The organism is Pseudomonas sp. PB120 (genome assembly GCF_009761815.1).
In the GTDB taxonomy this organism is placed as follows: Bacteria; Pseudomonadota; Gammaproteobacteria; order Pseudomonadales; family Pseudomonadaceae; genus Aquipseudomonas.
This window is the reverse complement of the sequence record NZ_RWIN01000111.1, coordinates 22,429-38,995: the sequence shown is the minus strand read 5'-3', so window position 1 is coordinate 38,995 and position 16,567 is coordinate 22,429. Positions and strand designations below refer to the sequence as shown.

Sequence of the window (16,567 nt, the reverse complement as noted above, 5' to 3'; positions counted from 1 at the left end):
CAGTCGACAACCACGTTGACTGACACTCCATCGCGAGCAAGCTCGCTCCTACAAGGGGGGGTTGCGTTAGACGTGGAAGTAGCCTACGCAGCTGTCGAACGGCAGGCGCTTGAGCTCGATCTTGTTCAGGTCCAGCACTTCACGCAGGGCTTTGGTTTCGCCCGGGAAGTTGCGGTAGGCCACTTCGTCCAGCACCACGATGGCGCCTTTAGGCATGTACGGCAGGAAGGTTTCCAGCGCGACTTTGGTCGACTCGTACAGGTCAGTGTCGAGAATCAACATGGCCACGACCAGGTCCGGACGGGTCTTGACCCACTCCGGTACGGTCTTGACGATGTCGCCTTTGACCAGCTCGCAACGCGGAATGCGGTTGACCGGGCGCAGCAGGTCGTTGGCGTCGATCATGTCCTGGATCAGCGACTGGTCGGTGTCGGAGAACATGGTCTCGTTGACGTCGGCCGGGTCTTCTTTCTTGTCGATGCTCTGGAAACCTTCGAAGGTGTCAAAGCCGACGATCGAACGGTTGATCGCGTACGGTTCCAGGATCATCGACAAGTGCATGTACAGCATCAGCGAGTTGCCCTTGTACACGCCGCACTCGATGATCGCGCCCGGTACTTCGGCGACTTTCTTGAACAGCTCCATGCGCGACAGGGCAGCGGTCACGCCGATGCGGTTGGCGAAGACGAAGGGGGCGTCGGCTACATACTCGGCATCGACCCGTTTCAGGACGTTGGCACGGGTTTCGTTGTACTGGGCCTCTGCAGGCGTGATGCGACGCTTGGTCATGCTTCGATTCCTTGGAAATTAGAAAAGTCGTGGGCGTGGAAATAGTCTTTGAAGCCTGCGCCGACGTCCGGGCACGCGCTGTCGACGTTGATGGCGCCGCGCTTGTGCTTGAGGTCGTCGAGGTGCATCAGGCGGAAGTCCACGCTGAAACGGGTTTGTCCGGTGTGGTTGGCGACGGTGCCGTGCAGGTGCGAACCGGAGAAGATCAGCATCTCACCGGTGTTGCCGGCGATGCGCACTTCCGACGCGGTATTGATCTCTTCCAGCGGAACCGGGTGCACGCGAACTTCCTCTTTGAGGTTGTCCTTGGCTTTGTGCCGCTGGTTGCTGATCCAGTCGTTGAGGCTCCATTCGCTGGAGGTGTTCTTCACCGGCACGTCAAAGTAGCCGCCGTTGATCATCATGGTCTGGTCGGGGCTGATGGTGTGCACCGGCATCCAGGTGTTGATCTGGCAATCGACGCTGCCGTACCAGGTGTCGCGGTGCGGCTTGTACGCGTAGCTGACGCCGGCATGCAGGTAGTCGTAGTCCGGCACCACGCGAATGCGCGGCACGTCGAAAATATACTCGCGCGGGTCGGCACCGATTTCGTCGATGAACGACAGGATCAGATCCTTGGCGCGCTGGCTGTTGGTGAACTGGCCCTTGAGGCGTGTCACCAGTACCACGAATTCTTCCACCGGCATCAGCGTGTGCAGCGCCTGGTGATTGGTCTCGCCGTCGAAGGCGACGGTGATGCTTTCCTGGGCGAACGCGCACAGTTCTTTGGCGGCGCGCAGCTGAGTGTTCAGGAAAATGTCGCCGGCGTAGATGGCTTCTTTGAAGTCAGCTTTCTGCTGAAGCTGATTGATAAACAGATTCACGGTTCCTCTCCTGAATGCATCGAGTCTCTTAAGAATCGGCAACACGTTAACAAACTGAAGTGCGATCGGGCGGGTGGTCGATCAATAAAAGCGTAATCCCCTGAATTTGCGACGAAATGCTTTCCCCCAGACAAAAAAATCCCCTGTAGGAGCGAGCTTGCTCGCGATGGACTCAAGAGCGCCGCGTTCAATCAGTGAACACGCGGCACCGTTAGCGACCATCGCGAGCAAGCTCGCTCCTACAGGGGTTGCGTTGAAACTAGAAAATCTGGGTAAACAACCAATACAGGCTGCCCGACAACAAGATCGCCGCCGGCAAGGTCAGTACCCACGCCATCAGCAGGTTACGGATGGTCTTCATCTGCAGCCCGCCGCCGTTGGCGACCATGGTCCCGGCCACGCCCGAAGACAGCACGTGGGTGGTCGATACCGGCAAGCCGAACATGTCCGCCGCGCCGATGGTCAGCATCGCCACGGTTTCCGCCGAGGCGCCCTGGGCGTAGGTCAGGTGCGTCTTGCCGATCTTCTCGCCGACCGTGACCACGATGCGCTTCCAGCCGACCATGGTGCCCAGGCCCAGCGCAATCGCGACCGCAATTTTCACCCACAGCGGAATGAACCGTGTCGAGTTGTCGATCTGTGCCTTGAACAGTTGCAGCTTGCCGCTGGTGTCGGCGTCGAAGTTGCCGACCTTGTTCTTGTCCATCAGGCGAATGGTTTCGCTGGTCAGGTACATGTCGTTACGCACGTTGCCCACGGCCTCGGCTGGCACTTTGGACAACGAACCGTAACCCTTGACCTGCGCGCCAATGCTGCCGGTGAGCGCGGCCAGGGCCGGGACCAGTTGCGGCGTGGCTTCCTTGCTGCGCACGTAATCGGACAGCACCGGGCGCGGATCCGCCGGGGCAGGCTGAGGGGCCGCTTTCACCAGCGCTTGCTGGGTGACTTCGGCGACAGCGGCGAACTGCAGCGCCTGATCGGCCGGCATGGTGCGGTTCAGTGCGTAAGCCATTGGCAGCGTACCGACCAGAATCAACATGATCAGGCCCATGCCTTTCTGACCGTCGTTGGAACCGTGGGCAAACGAGACGCCAGTGCAGGTCACGATCAGCATGCCGCGAATCCACCACGGTGGCGGCGTGTTGCCTTCCGGTGCTTTATACAGCGCACGATTCTTGACGAAGGCCCGCAGGGCCAGCAGCAACAGCGCGGCAAAACCGAAACCGACCAGTGGCGACAGCAGCAACGCATAACCGATCTTGGTCGCCTGCGCCCAGTCCACGCCGCTGGTGCCATCACGGCCATGCATCAGGGCATTGGCCACGCCGACGCCGATGATCGAACCGATCAACGTGTGCGACGAAGACGCCGGCAAGCCCAGCCACCAGGTGCCGAGGTTCCACAGGATCGCGGCGATCAACAGGGCGAAGATCATGGCGAAACCGGCGGAGGAGCCGACTTGCAGAATCAGCTCCACCGGCAGCAGGGCAATGATGCCGAACGCCACTGCGCCGCTCGACAGCAGCACACCGAGGAAGTTGAAGAAACCCGACCAGGCCACCGCGAAATTCGGCGGCATCGAGTTGGTGTAAATCACCGTGGCTACCGCGTTGGCGGTGTCATGGAAACCGTTGACGAACTCGAAGCCCAGCGCAATCAGCAACGCCACGCCCAGCAGCAGAAACGGCGTCCAGGTGGTCACCACCGCGCCGAGTTCGTGCATGTCGTGCATCAGGCTGTACGCGGTGAACAACAATCCGATGGCCAGCACGCCGAAAAAAATCACCAGGGTGAAGAGGCCGGGCTTTTTATCGAACTGGGGTTTGCCGCTGCGGGCGGGAGCCTGCGCTTCGGCGGAGTAGGAAGGAGTAGCCATGACGGACAATCCTGAAGAGGGAGGTGTGTCGGTCATGATCGTTGCCAAATGTTACAGGGAGACTGCGTTGGGTCAGGGTTTGGGTGATTTGCCTGCCCATTAATCAGAATTCCCCCACAAACCCTGTGGCGAGGGAGCTTGCTCCCGCTGGGTGGCGCAGCCGCCCCATCATTCGGTCATTCACATCGTGTTGGCAGGTTTACGACTGCTGCGCAGCCGAGCGGGAGCAAGCTCCCTCGCCACAAGGGGGTCGCATCAGGTTTGGATGTTTCAATAATCCTGTCGCTTGCGAAACGCCCAGCGCCCGGCAATCACGGTAAACGTCGCGACCAGGGCCACCAGAATCCAGAACCCCTCCGGATCCCCCGCCAGCGGCACCCCGCCCACGTTCATGCCAAAGAAACCGGCAATAATGTTGATCGGCAATGCCAGCACCGTCACCACGGTCAGGGTGAACAGCGTGCGGTTGCTTTGTTCGTTGAGGTTGGCGGCGATCTCTTCCTGCAACAGCTTGATCCGCTCACCCAGCGCGGTGAGGTCGTTGATGATCAGCGCAAACTCCTCGGTGGATTTGCGCAGCTCCTTCACGTCCTCCTTCTGCAACCACTGGGGCGGGCGATTGAGCAGGCGCAGCAGCGAGCCCGGCTCCAATGCCAATAGCCGTTGCAGGCGCACCAGCACCCGGCGATTGGCACCCAGCTCCGCACGGTTGGTCGACAGGCGCGAAGACAGCAATTGATCTTCGATCTGATCCACGCTGAGGCTGGTCTTGCGCACGATCTGCGTCAGCACTTCGCCCTGGTCACGCAGCAAATGCACCAGCAATTCCAGCGGCGAGCGAAAGCACTCGCCGGCCTTCACCGACGAACGCAACTTGTCCACCGAGTGCAGCGGTTGCAGACGGGCGCTGATGATCAGCCGGCTGCGGGCGCACACCCACAGCGTCGACACATCGGAGGAAACCATGCTGCTGAGGTTGAACACCACGTCGTTGACCACCGCCAGCAACGCGGAGTCCACATGCTCGATGCGCGTTGAACGCGAACCTTCGTGCAAGGCTTCGAAAAACTCATCCGGCAATTCCAGATTGCTTTTCATCCAGCGTTCGCACGCCGCGTGAGCGAGGTTCAGGTGCAGCCAGAGGAATTCGTCGCTGTCGTCCGGTTGCTGCAGGCACTGCAACGCCTTGGCCGAATCGATCTCCCGACCGCGCTCACCGGGACGAAAACTGAAACCGTACAGCAGACCGAACAGGTCCGGGTCGCGATGGCTTTGATCGATGCTGTGATTCATTAGTGCTCGCATGGGGGGCGCAATCGCTCTGGGTAGCAGCTGGCGAAGCCTGCGTTCGGCTGCGCCCTTGTGGGAGCGAGCCTGCTCGCGAAGAGGCCGTGTCCGTCGACATCAATGCAGCTGACAGATCGCCTTCGCGAGCAGGCTCGCTTCCACAGGGGCAGGGTGTGTTACGGCATGTTTCACAGGTTCACTTGAGCCGCATCATCGCAAGGAAATTTGACGGTTTTGTGACAGTTGAATGGCGGCCAAATAGTGGCCACGCCGGTGGTCGGAATTTATTCAAGAACCGCTCTGGCACGCCGATTACGCAGACGTTAGCTACGCACGGCCAAGGCCAAAAACCAAGGTCGCAGACAGGGATGTCCGGACACTTTTCACGCCTTCTTGCGGCGTGCCTCATCCCTGTCATGAGTATCACTCGATGCTGCAAAAATCCCTGAGAGCACAAATCCTCGCCTTGTTGAGCGGCAGCCTGTTGGCGATGTTGCTGATCGCCCTGGCCTGCTTTCATTTCCTGTCCAGCGGCGTCCAGAGCTACGCCAACCTGATCGAAGGCCCGTTGCACACCTCGCAACTGATCGACGAAGCCAACCTGCAATTCAAGGTGCAGGTCCAGGAATGGAAAAACGTCCTGCTGCGCGGCAAGCAACCGGCCGACCTCGACAAATACTGGAAACAGTTCGAAGACCGTCAGCGCGACGTACAAGGCATCCTCGGCGAACTGGCCGTGCAGAAAGGTATCGAGCCGCAACTGAAAACCCGCATCGAACGCCTGCGTGACGAGCATCGTCAATTGGGCAGTGCTTACCAGAAGGGCCGTGATGCCTATGTGGCGGCCGGGGGCGATCCAATGGCCGGCGACAATGCGGTCAAAGGCGTGGACCGTGCAGCCAGCGATCAGATGAGTGAACTGGTCAGCGAGTTGCGCAAGCAGGGCACCGAGCAGTCGGCGTTGATCAGCGCCAGTGCTGACCGCACCGTGTTGCTGGGGATCATCGTGATGCTCGCCTCGGGCCTGTTGATTGGTCTGTTGAGCCTATGGCTGGTCAACCGCCACCTGGTCGAGCCGATTCGCAAACTGATCGAATACGTGGCGCAACTGAGCCAGGGCAAATTTGCCGAACGCGTCGCCAGCACCCGTCAGGACGAGCTGGGCAAGTTGGCGGTTGCGGCCAACACCTTGCGCGATTTCCTCGCCGACACCTTCACCCATTTGCAGCGCAGCGCCAAGGATCTGAACAGCGCCAGCGGTGAACTGAATTCGATCGCCAGCCTCATGGCCTGCGGCACCAACGAACAGTTCAACCGCACCGATCAAGTGGCCACGGCCATGAACGAAATGTCCGCCACCGCACAGGAAGTCGCGCGGCATGCGGCCGATGCGGCACGTGCGGCCGACGATGCCGACCAGTCCGCCCAGCAGGGCGAAAAAGTCATGCAGGGGACGATTCACACCATCACTCAAATGCGCGGCGAAATCGCCAACACGGCGACGGTCATTCGGCAGCTGGAAACCGACAGCGGGCGTATCGGCAAGGTGCTGGAAGTGATCCGCGGCATCGCCGAACAGACCAACCTGCTGGCGCTCAACGCGGCTATCGAAGCGGCCCGTGCCGGTGAAGCCGGGCGCGGTTTCGCGGTGGTGGCCGATGAAGTCCGCAGCCTGGCCCAGCGCACGGCGGCGTCGATCATCGAGATCAACCAGATCATCCTGACCGTGCAAACCGGCGCGGTGGACGCGGCGCAGGCGATTGAAAGTGGTCAGTCGCGCAGTGAAGAAAGCGTGCAGCAAGTGACCGAGGCGGGTGCGATGCTGGAGCGCATCACTCATGCCGTGGAAGCGATTCGCGACATGAACCGCCAGATCGCCACCGCCGCTGAAGAACAGACTTCAGTGGCCGAAGATATCTCGCGCAACCTCACCGAAATCACCAGCATCGCCAGTACCAACCTCGACAACGTGCAACGCACCGAAGCGGCGAGCCAGAACCTGAACGGGTTGTCGGGGCAGCTCAATGAAGTGACGGCACGCCTGAGCGCGTAAACGGAAATGACTGTGTACCGGGTTGCTTACCGAGTCGGTACACAGTCGATCTCAAGTCGGACGCCGCAATGTCGATGATGAGCGTATTCCCATCACCTTAATGGATTACCCGTCATGGTCAGCGTCACTTCGGTTTCGATCGCTCAACCCCTCTCTGTCACGGCCGGCAAAACCACCGCCGCCGCCACTGACGATACGTCAGCCACTGCAACGACAGAGGCCACCACTGACAGCACCAAGACGTCTGCCGGTGGTGGTGCGCCCGCAGCGGGCGGCAGCAGTTCCAGCAGCAGTGAAGAATCGGACACGGTGACCGCGCTGCGCAAGCAAGTTGCCGAGTTGCAAAAGCAGTTGCAGGAACAGCAGCAGCAAGTGAAAGCCGCCGAGGCCAAGCAGGAAAGTGCCGACGCCAAGGTCGCCGATGTGGCCGCAGCCCAGGCGCAGATGGCGGCGACGTCCGGTTTGTTGCAAACCGCGACGGCGGCGTTGTTGGCGGCGCTTCAGGAAGAGGGCAGCAGCACCTCGGGCTCGGTGGTCAGCACCTCGGCCTGATGACGAACGCAAAAAAGCCGCACGATTGGAAAATCGTGCGGCTTTTTACTTTGCGGATCAGTCTTGTTTGTTCTTCAGGACTTCGCCGGTGGCGGCGTTCAGATCCACGTCCCATTCAACGCCTTTGGCGTCTTTCAGTTCGACTTCGTACTCGTAGAGGTTGGAGTGTTTGTCGAGATCGCTGTCGGTAATCGTCGCACCCGGGTGCAGCTTCATCACGATCTGGTTCAGCTCTTCCAGCGGCTTGATCTTGCCGTCCTTGACCAGCTGAGGAATCTGATCGGCCGGCACATCAGCGGCCTGGGCCAGGCCTGCGGTGAGGGTCATGGCAGCGGCGGTGAACAGGGCTGTCAGGGTGTTCATGAGGTTCGTTCCTTGGGTAATCCGTTTAAGTGGTATCAGATTAGCTGGAGCAACTTAATTCACCCTTAATTCCCGGCACGGTGTTGTTTGTAGGAGCGAGGCTTGCCCGCGAAGGCCGCACCACGGTCCCGAATCAGTAACCATTATTCTGCAGCAACTGCGCCACAGTCCCCGCCGCCGGCCGCTTATAAAACTTCAACAATTCACTGGCCCGGTTGGTAAAAATCCCATCAACCCCCGCATCCATCACCTTCTGATAATCCACCGCATCGTCGACGGTGTAGACATGCACCAGCAGGCCCTGATCATGAGTGAACTGGTTCATCCACGGTTTCACCAGGTCCGAATAACTCTGGTCGCCACCGTTGGTCAACGCGGCAGAAGGGCCGGTGCCGATCGCGCCCTGGGCCTTGGCGTACGCGACCCATTGCTGGAATTCCGCTTTGCTCTTCGGCTGTTGCCTGGCGTAGTAAGTGGCTTTGTCCTTGTCGCCCGAGTCGGCGAACGTCACCTTGGATTCCGGCTCGATGCTGCCTTCACCGACCCACAACAGCAAGACCTTGGGCACTTGCGGCATTTCCTTTTGCAGCAATTCCAGGCTGCTCTTCTCGAAGGTTTGCAGCACCACTTTGCCTTTGCCCTGGCCGACGGCCAGATCGCTTTTCGCCAGTTTCGAACCGGCCGGGCTCAGCCAGCCACGGTCCTGCAGTTTCTCCTTGAGGTCACGCTCGATGCCGGGGAATTGCTTCGGTTCTTTGGTTTCGATGTACAGGCCCGGCTTGTGCAGCGGGTTGCCTTGGGCAATGTCGATGATTTCGTCGAGGGTGAGAATCTTCAGACCGACGTAGGACGGGCGCGCCCGATCCGGGTAAGCCGTGTTGAACCAGCTGCCGGCATCCAGGGTTTTCAGTTCGGCCATCGTGAAAGCGTTGGCCGGGCTGTCCTTGCGCTCCGGAAACCGCGTGGCCACATCGGTGGTGCGTTGCAGCTTGTTGTCGTGCAAGGCAAACAGCACGCCGTCCTTGCTGCGTTGCAGGTCCATTTCCAGGTAATCGGCACCCAGGTCGCGGGCCAGTTTATAAGCCGCTGCGGTGGATTCCGGGGCATCGAACGAGGCGCCACGGTGAGCGATAACCGCCGGATGCGGAATGCCCATCGTGGCCGCCAGCGCGGAGGGGCTTGGCTCGCTGGCGGCTTGAGCCTGGCCGAGGCCGATCATCAGACTCAGCAACAGGGCACTCTTGGTGAAAGTAGCAGGCATGGTCGAGATCCTTTCGCAGTTGTTCAGTAGAGGTCTCTTTTAACAACTGAGCGCGGGAGGCGCTATCGCGAGACCGACATAAACGTGTTTAAAGGGGATTTTTCCAAGTACTCTTGGCGTCAGAAGATTCCCCGGCAGAGGGAGTCCCGTTCGATAAGCCCTGCGTGTAAACCATCGATCACCGGTCCTCCGCGACCTTCTGTGAGGTTTATATGCGCATCACTTCCCCGCTTATCTGTCAGGCCGCCGACCAGCTCAAAGGCTTTGTCGGTCTCAATCGCAAGACCGGCCATTACATCGTTCGTTTCAGTGAAGATTCCTTTGGTATGGACGTGGCCGATGACGGCATCATGACTGCCAGCGAGTTTGTCTGGGCCCCGGGACCGGAGCAGGCGATGACCCTCAAGCGTGAATTGATCCAGCTGCTGCTGGATCAGCACATTGATGACCGGATCAACATCACCGAGCCGTTGCGGGTGTACATGAATCGGCGGGAAGTGCCGGAGATCGTGGCGGTACGCAGTCTCGTACAGGGCTGAATTTTTGCGGTGTATGTGCTGGCCTCTTCGTCGGCAAGCCCGCTCCCACAGGATTTTGTGTCGGATATATGTTTTGTGTACACCTACAAACACTGTGGGAGCGGGCTTGCTCCGGGCGGCGTTCCGACGAAGGCGGCCTAAAGAACACCGCATCATCGACTGTTTGAGCCCGTCACCCGCTCAACCTGACGTTATCCTTGCCCCCGAAACAGTCTTCAAGACCCGGTGCTTTTAACCTAGGGCCTGTGTCGACTTTTCTGATTGTTGATCTCCTCACCACCCTCTAATTTGAATCCAGTCATTCGACTGAACTTCAAAAATATGGAAAGGGATACCCATGAAAAAAATAGCGGGAAAGCTGCTGATAGTGTGTTTGTGCGCAGGGGCATGGCCAGTCATGGCACAGCCTTTCACTTGCTCCGGAAAATTTCTGGGCAGCGACGCACAAGCGGAATTGGCGCAGGCCATCACCGAGGACGGTGGCCGGGCGGTCGGCGTTCAACGGGTGTTCACGATTTGCCAGAAGGGCGTCATCCAGATCGTGCTCGACGGCAACAACGAAACATCGACACCCAGCTATAAAAAGCGCTGGCAGCAGCGTGCAGTCACGCTGCTTCAGGTCCCCGCCGACAAGGTCTTGGTCCGCTGATCAGGCATTCGGCTGATCCTTGCCCACGAAGTGCTGGTGCATCTCCGAGGTCAGGTTCTCGATGCGCTCGGTCAAGGTTTTGGTCATTTCGGTGAGCCGGGTGTTTTGCTCCAGCAGTTCCAGCAACTGCGCAGTGTTCTGCGCCGCTTGAGCCTGGCGTTCGGAGTTGGCCACGGCCAATGCTTCGCGATGTTGCGCGTCAGCATCGGACTGAGCTTTGTCCCGCGCCGCCTGGCGGGTCTGGGCCAGCAGAATCAGTGGTGCGGCGTAAGCCGACTGTAGGCTGAATGCCAAGTTGAGCAGGATGAACGGATACAAGTCGAAGTGCGCCACGCCAAACAGATTGAGGCACACCCACAACACCACGATCAGCGTCTGCGCGCCGAGGAAAGTCGGCGTACCAAAGAACCGCGCAAAGGCTTCGGCGCGCAGGGCAAACTTGTCGTTGCCGAATGTGGGCGCCAGATGAGCGTGAGGGCGATGGAAACGCAGGTGATCGACAGGGGCGGTGGCTTTGGTGTCGGTGGTCGTGGTGGTCATGATGCTCTCTGCATGGCGCGAGGACTGAAGCTCACTATAACCCCCGCTGCAGTTTCATTCTGAAACACATTGCGCCGCCTGAATCAGCACTGAAGTGAGATCGGTAACGCAGCGGACATTGTCATTTATGGCAGTTGGTAGCACGCCAGAAACATGTCCAGTGCCGACTCCACGACGATGGACTGCTGCTCGGGCGGCAGGCTGGGGAGCCCCATGGAAATCTGCGGCCAGAACGCAAAGGACTTGAGCATTCCCTGAAGCTGCTGCGCGGCAAAGCCGGGATCGACCGGCTTCAAGCGACCATCAGCTTGGGCGTTACGAATCCATACGGTCAGGTCTTCTTCGCGTTTACCCATTTGGGCGACCATGTTCTGTGCGCGTTCGGGAGAATGAATGGTAGCCGCGATAGCCACCCGTGCCAGATCAAGAAAATTGTCATCCCCCAGCATCTTCATTTTCGTCGCCAGCATCACCCGCATCTGCTCGCGCAAGGGCTGGTCAGGACGGTAGGCCGTTTCCTGTCCGCCGGTTACCCGAGCCCATAATTGATTGAGGATTTCGGCAAACAACTCTTCCTTGCTGGGGAAGTGGTTGTACACCGTGCGCTTAGACACGCCAGCGGTGGCGGCGATCTTGTCCATGCTGGTGATGTCGAAACCGTTGGCACGGAATTCGGTAATCGCCGCCTGGATGATGGCTGCGCGTTTACGGTCGGTCAGGCGCTGTGGAGCTGTCATAAATACGCTTCGGCAGGAAGAAAATGAAGAATTACACTCGGCAGTTTACTTGTGATCAGGTTTGATGCAACCTAGAAACTACACTGTGCAGTGTAATGTTTTGTTAATCCTGTGCAGTGATTATTCGAAAGTCCCGGCTGATGCGTGCGTGCTTTGGCCATTTATCGTCCCACCGTGAACAGCCGCAACCTTGCGGTTTTTCTGGAGTCACTCAGTCATGGCCACTACAACTTCCCCAGCGGACACCGTCTGCGAACCTGAATCTTCGCGCCAGGTCGAAGGTCACTTCAAAAACCATGCGCCGGTACAGCGCGAAGGGTTTCGCAAAATGGTGCGCATCATGTGGAACATGATCTTCCACAAACCGCGCAGCACCCGCCCGACTGCGCCCGTCCCTGTGCAAACCCTGACGCAGGCCGCGCTGATTGCCGCTCCCAATCACAGCATCTACCGCCTCGGCCACTCCACGGTATTGCTCAAGCTGCGGGACAAATTCTGGATCACCGACCCGGTCTTCGCCGAGCGCGCCTCGCCCGTGCAATGGGCCGGCCCGAAGCGCTTCCACCAGCCACCGATCTGCCTCGAAGACTTGCCGCCGATCGAAGCGGTGATCCTGTCCCATGATCACTACGACCACCTCGATTATCAGGCCGTGCTCAAACTGGCGGACAAAACCAACTACTTCCTGACGCCACTGGGCGTCGGCGACACCCTGATCAAATGGGGTATCGACGCCAGCAAAGTGCGCCAAATGGACTGGTGGCAGGGCACCGAAGTCGATGGCATTCGATTCATCGCTACACCGTCGCAACACTTTTCCGGTCGCGGCCTGTTCGACGGCAACAGCACACTGTGGGCCTCGTGGGTGATGATCGACGGCGACACGCGGATTTTCTTCAGCGGCGACAGCGGTTATTTCGATGGCTTTAAACGCATCGGCGAACAGTATGGTCCGTTCGACCTGACCCTCATGGAAACCGGCGCCTATAACGTCGAGTGGCCACACGTGCACATGCAACCCGAGCAAACCCTGCAAGCGCATATCGACCTGAAAGGCCGCTGGTTACTGCCGATCCACAACGGCACGTTCGACCTGTCGATGCATGCCTGGTATGAACCGTTTGACCGAATCCTCGCGTTGGCCTGGGAACGGAATGTGTCGATCACTACGCCGCAGATGGGTGAGGCGTTTAACGTGATGCACCCACAGCGGGGGAGTGCGTGGTGGTATGAAGTCGAGCAGCAGGTTTACCAGCAGAGCGTCGGCTGAACTACAGATAGAGACGAATATTCATACGTGATCCAGCGCCGGTAGATGACGGATATTTCCAGCAGCGTCTGTAGGCTGGAAAGCGAGTGAGCTCATTCACTCGCTTTCAGTTATCACAGGGATATGGATCACATGGATGACAGTTTAAAGGGCTATGCGCCAATGCCGGCTCCCGAATCGGGGCTGGAATATTTAAGTGTCGATGAACTCACACTGCGCATGGCGTGCAATCAATTGAGTGCTGCGGCGTTCGTGCAGTACCTGCTGAACCGGATCCAGGCGCTGGATAAACAAGGACCGGCACTCAACGCGATCATCGAACTCAACCCCGATGCCATGGCCATCGCTGAATCACTGGACAAAGAGCGACGGCGTGGACATGTCCGGGGTCCGCTGCATGGCATTCCGGTATTGCTCAAAGACAATATCAATACCTACGATCAGATGCAGACCAGCGCCGGATCATTGGCCATGGTCGGGCAACCGGCCTCAAAGGATGCTTTTATTGTGCAGCAGCTCCGGGCCGCCGGAGCGATCATCCTGGGGAAAACCAACCTCAGTGAATGGGCCGGTTTTCGTGGAACGGGCATTCCGGATGGTTGGAGCGGCCGGGGTGGGCAAACCAAAAATCCGCACGTATTGAGCGTCACACCCTTAGGTTCCAGCTCAGGTTCCGGCGCAGCGGTTGCCGCAGGGTTTGCACCGTTGGCCGTTGGAACGGAAACCGCTGGCTCGATTGTCGCGCCGGCGTCCATCAACGGCGTGGTGGGCCTCAAGCCTACTGTGGGCCTGCTGAGTCGCAGTGGCATCGTTCCTATCAGTCATAAAGTCGATACCCCCGGACCGATGACGAGGACGGTCCGCGAGGCAGCACTGCTATTGAATGCGATGACGGGCAGCGACGATGCTGAATCGATCAAAAAACCTTTGGCCCTCAGTGGTGTGGACTACACAGCAATGTTGCTTCCAAATTCGCTGGTGGGGCGGCGAATCGGTTTTCCAGTCAAGTTCGATACAACCAGCGAAGCGGGACAAAGCGACCCTCAATTTTCCCAGGCGCTGGAAGTCATGCAGGCCGCTGGGGCCCAATTGATTCCGGTGGATTTCAATGACCCTGAATCGCAAACCCCAGAGGCCGTGGACAGGGCCTTCTCGATGGGGATCAAGCGGCATCTTCCCCAATACCTTGCGACGCGATCCGGTCTTGCCATCCAGACGCTGGATGATCTTCTGCAATACAACAATCGCTCATCCGGCGCTGAAGGCTATGGGCAAGCTACCTTGAGCGCAGCCAGCAACATCGATTTTGACGAGGCCACTTACAACGAGTCGTGGCAAAAAATTCAAAGTGAAAACGCGGCCATCATCGACAACCTGCTGATTGAACATCAACTGGATGCCATGGTCCTGGATGTGGGTTCCCCTGGTTTGAACGTCATACCGCTGGCGGGATATCCCGGCATCATGATGCCTTCTGGAGTGGACGATGACGGAGTGCCCACGTCAGTGCTGTTCTTCGGAACCCGCTGGAGCGATGCCGCACTTCTGGCGTTGGCGTATGGTTATGAACAGGCGTCCAACGCAAGGCCGACCCCAGGGTTCAAGCCCTAGTCACTAACCAACGTAAATCAGGTCGCAACTCAAACGCTGACACGTGTTGGAGTTGCGATCTGCCACATCACTCAACCCTCGCAAAATCACCCCGCCCCACCGACTCAGCTGCCGGCCCCCTCATATTCATCCCCCGTCCCGGCGCAAACCCCGGGAAAAACACCAACCCCTCAGATTCAAACCGATACGCCAACGTCAATCGGGTCAAATCCGACACCTCACGCTTGGCCTCAAACCGCTCAATCGCGTCGACCGAAACGCCAGACTCCCGGGAAAGCTCATCAACGCTCCAACCCAACATCGCCCGGGCCTGGGCGCAATGGGCGGGGGTGAATTGGAAGAGGGCGATACGTTCCAGGGTGATTTTCATCGCATAAGAGGCCATGGTGTTCTCCGGGCTCGAGAGTGCTGATTCAAAATGTACTGTGTTTTTGTACAGTTGTTTTGAGCCTGGATCAAATTGATTTTTTTATTTTTGCGCTTTCGCTCCCTCCAACCAGACGGACGGCGCATGACCCAACACACGGCGAAACATCGTCGAGAACGCCGCCGGGCTGTCATAACCGAAATCCAGGGCAATGCGCGTCACCGGCTCGCCCACCGCCAGCCGTGCAAGTGCCAGCACCACACAGGCCCGCTGCCGCCATTGGCTGAAACTCAGGTCAGTCTGCTGGCGAAACAAGCGATTGAACGTGCGCAAACTGATGTGCAACTGATCGGCCCATTGCTGCGGCGACTGATGCGCATCCGGCCGCTGCAAAAAGCCCTTGCACAGCCCAAGCAGTCGCGCGTCCACCGGCAATGGAATGTGCAACGGCAAGTGAGCACTGCGTGCCAATTCATGCAACAGCAAGTCGATCAACGCCCCATCACGACCGGCCTCGTCGTACGCCAGCGGGATCTCCACTGCCTCCATCAGCAAATGCCGCATCAACGGCGAAATACTGATCACCTGACAACGACTTCCCAGATCAACCGCCAGCGGTTCGATGTACAAACTCCGCGTGCTCACCCCCAGCATCAACACCTCATGCGCCACCCCCGCCGGAATCCACACCGCCCGCTGAGGCGGCACCACCCAGTTGCCGTCATGCGTACTGACCTGCATCACGCCGGTAGCGCCATACAACAACTGCGCCCGCCGGTGCGTATGACGAGGCAACACATGCCCGTAGGAATAATCCGTACCGATCGCCACCACCGAACGTGGCGTGTCATCCAGCACATTAATCGAAACATTGCGCATCGAGCGGCTTCCAGCAATTGGCGTAAACACAAACATTATTGGCTGACTTGCTGAAGTAGGCCAAGCCGCATCGCTCTATCGTCGACCACTCCCAACCAACGGACGACGCGCAATGTTCTATCTCCTGCTGACACTCTTCGGCTGCGTGACCGGCGTTACCGCCGTGCTGTTCGGCTTCGGCGGCGGCTTCGTCGTCGTGCCGTTGTTGTACCGAATGCTCATGGCGAGCCACGGTGCCGACGACCCCATCGGCCAATCGGCGATGCACATTGCCGTCTCCACCTCGACCTGCGTGATGATCGTCAACGCGCTGGTCGCCACTGGAAAACATCACCGCGCAGGTAATCTGATTCGACATTACCTGTGGCCGTTGGGTGGGTTTATCGGGATTGGCGCAGTGGTAGGTGCAGTGGCAGCGATGTGGGTGAGCGGTGAGGTGATTCGCTATGCATTCATTGCCTACCTGGGCGTAACCCTTGTGGATTGCTTGTTCCGACGCGGATTTCTTACTCGCGCTGGTAACGCAATCCCACGACGATTGGGAAGGGCGGAAGCGTCCGGCGGCGGTGTAGGAATCGGCGCCATCGCCACGTTTCTCGGTGTGGGCGGCAGCGTCATGACCGTGCCGTTATTGCGTCGATGCGGGTTGAGCATGTCCCAGGCAACGTCCATGGCTAATCCACTAAGCCTGCCCGTGGCGCTGGCCGGGACGCTGACTTACATGGCGATGGCGGGGTTTACCGAGTCTGATCTGGGCGTGTGGTTTGTCGGCTATGTGGACTTGCTGGCGTTTGCAGTTTTGACGATGGGATCATTGGTGGGGATTCGATTGGCTACGCCTTGGATCGGGCGGATTCCAGACCGGACACATGCGCGGGTGTACATCGCTTTACTGGTCCTGGTGATGCTCAGCATGTGCCTGAATTGAACG

At 58.8% G+C, this 16,567-nt stretch carries 17 protein-coding genes; 7 read left to right on the top strand and 10 right to left on the bottom strand.

All coding sequences use genetic code 11. The features are described from left to right. Positions 1-66 precede the first annotated feature (66 nt). From EJA72_RS20180 to EJA72_RS20165, 4 genes are all read right to left on the bottom strand, one after another. Positions 67-789: a TylF/MycF/NovP-related O-methyltransferase gene (locus EJA72_RS20180; RefSeq protein ID WP_046031989.1), complete on the bottom strand. Its 723-nt coding sequence runs from the start codon at positions 787-789 to the stop codon at positions 67-69. After that, positions 786-1,652, bottom strand: coding sequence for a hypothetical protein (locus tag EJA72_RS20175; protein WP_178129479.1), 867 nt, complete (start codon positions 1,650-1,652; stop codon positions 786-788). Before EJA72_RS20175 ends, EJA72_RS20180 begins: the two co-directional genes overlap by 4 nt. Positions 1,653-1,911: 259 nt before the next feature. Continuing rightward, positions 1,912-3,528, bottom strand: a complete 1,617-nt coding sequence (locus tag EJA72_RS20170) for an inorganic phosphate transporter (protein ID WP_157713131.1) — start codon at positions 3,526-3,528, stop codon at positions 1,912-1,914. Positions 3,529-3,798: 270 nt separating this feature from the next. Beyond that, positions 3,799-4,821: a transporter gene (locus EJA72_RS20165; RefSeq protein ID WP_157713130.1), complete on the bottom strand. Its 1,023-nt coding sequence runs from the start codon at positions 4,819-4,821 to the stop codon at positions 3,799-3,801. Positions 4,822-5,245: 424 nt separating this feature from the next. On the opposite strand from EJA72_RS20165, the gene EJA72_RS20160 reads away from it, so the two are divergent. Further along, complete coding sequence (locus EJA72_RS20160) at positions 5,246-6,868, top strand: methyl-accepting chemotaxis protein (RefSeq protein ID WP_157713129.1); 1,623 nt, start codon at positions 5,246-5,248, stop codon at positions 6,866-6,868. A gap of 114 nt (positions 6,869-6,982) precedes the next feature. Then, on the top strand, positions 6,983-7,420 hold the full coding sequence (locus tag EJA72_RS20155) for a hypothetical protein (RefSeq protein WP_157713128.1): 438 nt from the start codon (positions 6,983-6,985) through the stop codon (positions 7,418-7,420). A 57-nt stretch (positions 7,421-7,477) separates the two neighbouring features. Here EJA72_RS20155 and EJA72_RS20150 read toward each other — a convergent pair whose 3' ends face one another. Together EJA72_RS20150 and EJA72_RS20145 are read right to left on the bottom strand one after the other, a co-directional pair. Then, on the bottom strand, positions 7,478-7,783 hold the full coding sequence (locus EJA72_RS20150; protein WP_157713127.1) for a PepSY domain-containing protein: 306 nt from the start codon (positions 7,781-7,783) through the stop codon (positions 7,478-7,480). 133 nt (positions 7,784-7,916) lie between these two features. Then, positions 7,917-9,044 (bottom strand): glycerophosphodiester phosphodiesterase, encoded by a 1,128-nt coding sequence (locus EJA72_RS20145; RefSeq protein ID WP_157713126.1) that lies wholly within the window; start codon positions 9,042-9,044, stop codon positions 7,917-7,919. 212 nt (positions 9,045-9,256) lie between these two features. Here EJA72_RS20145 and EJA72_RS20140 point away from each other — a divergent pair, with 212 nt between their 5' ends. Both EJA72_RS20140 and EJA72_RS20135 read left to right on the top strand, forming a co-directional pair. After that, positions 9,257-9,583: a DUF2025 family protein gene (locus EJA72_RS20140; RefSeq protein ID WP_157713125.1), complete on the top strand. Its 327-nt coding sequence runs from the start codon at positions 9,257-9,259 to the stop codon at positions 9,581-9,583. Between the two features lie 337 nt (positions 9,584-9,920). Next, positions 9,921-10,232, top strand: a complete 312-nt coding sequence (locus tag EJA72_RS20135) for a hypothetical protein (RefSeq protein WP_157713124.1) — start codon at positions 9,921-9,923, stop codon at positions 10,230-10,232. Here EJA72_RS20135 and EJA72_RS20130 read toward each other — a convergent pair whose 3' ends face one another. Together EJA72_RS20130 and EJA72_RS20125 are read right to left on the bottom strand one after the other, a co-directional pair. Next, positions 10,233-10,772 (bottom strand): DUF1003 domain-containing protein, encoded by a 540-nt coding sequence (locus EJA72_RS20130; RefSeq protein ID WP_157713123.1) that lies wholly within the window; start codon positions 10,770-10,772, stop codon positions 10,233-10,235. Between the two features lie 125 nt (positions 10,773-10,897). Next, positions 10,898-11,509: a TetR/AcrR family transcriptional regulator gene (locus EJA72_RS20125; protein WP_157713122.1), complete on the bottom strand. Its 612-nt coding sequence runs from the start codon at positions 11,507-11,509 to the stop codon at positions 10,898-10,900. Between the two features lie 217 nt (positions 11,510-11,726). Here EJA72_RS20125 and EJA72_RS20120 point away from each other — a divergent pair, with 217 nt between their 5' ends. Both EJA72_RS20120 and EJA72_RS20115 read left to right on the top strand, forming a co-directional pair. After that, the gene (locus EJA72_RS20120; RefSeq protein ID WP_157713121.1) at positions 11,727-12,779 is read left to right on the top strand and encodes an MBL fold metallo-hydrolase; all 1,053 of its coding nucleotides are present in this window, start codon (positions 11,727-11,729) and stop codon (positions 12,777-12,779) included. 132 nt (positions 12,780-12,911) lie between these two features. Then, the gene (locus EJA72_RS20115) at positions 12,912-14,390 is read left to right on the top strand and encodes an amidase family protein (RefSeq protein ID WP_256679728.1); all 1,479 of its coding nucleotides are present in this window, start codon (positions 12,912-12,914) and stop codon (positions 14,388-14,390) included. Between the two features lie 67 nt (positions 14,391-14,457). Here EJA72_RS20115 and EJA72_RS20110 read toward each other — a convergent pair whose 3' ends face one another. Both EJA72_RS20110 and EJA72_RS20105 read right to left on the bottom strand, forming a co-directional pair. Then, complete coding sequence (locus tag EJA72_RS20110; protein WP_157713120.1) at positions 14,458-14,775, bottom strand: XRE family transcriptional regulator; 318 nt, start codon at positions 14,773-14,775, stop codon at positions 14,458-14,460. 84 nt (positions 14,776-14,859) lie between these two features. Beyond that, positions 14,860-15,636, bottom strand: coding sequence for a helix-turn-helix domain-containing protein (locus EJA72_RS20105; RefSeq protein ID WP_157713119.1), 777 nt, complete (start codon positions 15,634-15,636; stop codon positions 14,860-14,862). Positions 15,637-15,748: 112 nt separating this feature from the next. Between EJA72_RS20105 and EJA72_RS20100 the strand changes: the two genes are divergently transcribed. Further along, entirely contained in the window at positions 15,749-16,564 is an 816-nt protein-coding gene (locus EJA72_RS20100; protein ID WP_157713118.1) for a sulfite exporter TauE/SafE family protein, read from the top strand. Positions 16,565-16,567: the final 3 nt, after the last annotated feature.

Excerpts from the sequence above, each read along its gene's own strand:
- EJA72_RS20140 (WP_157713125.1), top strand. The coding sequence starts at position 9,257 with ATGCGCATCACTTCCCCGCTTATCTGTCAGGCCGCCGACCAGCTCAAA.
- EJA72_RS20165 (WP_157713130.1), bottom strand. The coding sequence starts at position 4,821 with ATGAATCACAGCATCGATCAAAGCCATCGCGACCCGGACCTGTTCGGT.
- EJA72_RS20135 (WP_157713124.1), top strand. The coding sequence starts at position 9,921 with ATGAAAAAAATAGCGGGAAAGCTGCTGATAGTGTGTTTGTGCGCAGGG.
- EJA72_RS20180 (WP_046031989.1), bottom strand. The coding sequence starts at position 789 with ATGACCAAGCGTCGCATCACGCCTGCAGAGGCCCAGTACAACGAAACC.
- EJA72_RS20115 (WP_256679728.1), top strand. The coding sequence starts at position 12,912 with ATGGATGACAGTTTAAAGGGCTATGCGCCAATGCCGGCTCCCGAATCG.
- EJA72_RS20120 (WP_157713121.1), top strand. The coding sequence starts at position 11,727 with ATGGCCACTACAACTTCCCCAGCGGACACCGTCTGCGAACCTGAATCT.
- EJA72_RS20105 (WP_157713119.1), bottom strand. The coding sequence starts at position 15,636 with ATGCGCAATGTTTCGATTAATGTGCTGGATGACACGCCACGTTCGGTG.
- EJA72_RS20170 (WP_157713131.1), bottom strand. The coding sequence starts at position 3,528 with ATGGCTACTCCTTCCTACTCCGCCGAAGCGCAGGCTCCCGCCCGCAGC.
- EJA72_RS20150 (WP_157713127.1), bottom strand. The coding sequence starts at position 7,783 with ATGAACACCCTGACAGCCCTGTTCACCGCCGCTGCCATGACCCTCACC.
- EJA72_RS20145 (WP_157713126.1), bottom strand. The coding sequence starts at position 9,044 with ATGCCTGCTACTTTCACCAAGAGTGCCCTGTTGCTGAGTCTGATGATC.
- EJA72_RS20130 (WP_157713123.1), bottom strand. The coding sequence starts at position 10,772 with ATGACCACCACGACCACCGACACCAAAGCCACCGCCCCTGTCGATCAC.
- EJA72_RS20155 (WP_157713128.1), top strand. The coding sequence starts at position 6,983 with ATGGTCAGCGTCACTTCGGTTTCGATCGCTCAACCCCTCTCTGTCACG.
- EJA72_RS20100 (WP_157713118.1), top strand. The coding sequence starts at position 15,749 with ATGTTCTATCTCCTGCTGACACTCTTCGGCTGCGTGACCGGCGTTACC.
- EJA72_RS20110 (WP_157713120.1), bottom strand. The coding sequence starts at position 14,775 with ATGGCCTCTTATGCGATGAAAATCACCCTGGAACGTATCGCCCTCTTC.
- EJA72_RS20160 (WP_157713129.1), top strand. The coding sequence starts at position 5,246 with ATGCTGCAAAAATCCCTGAGAGCACAAATCCTCGCCTTGTTGAGCGGC.
- EJA72_RS20125 (WP_157713122.1), bottom strand. The coding sequence starts at position 11,509 with ATGACAGCTCCACAGCGCCTGACCGACCGTAAACGCGCAGCCATCATC.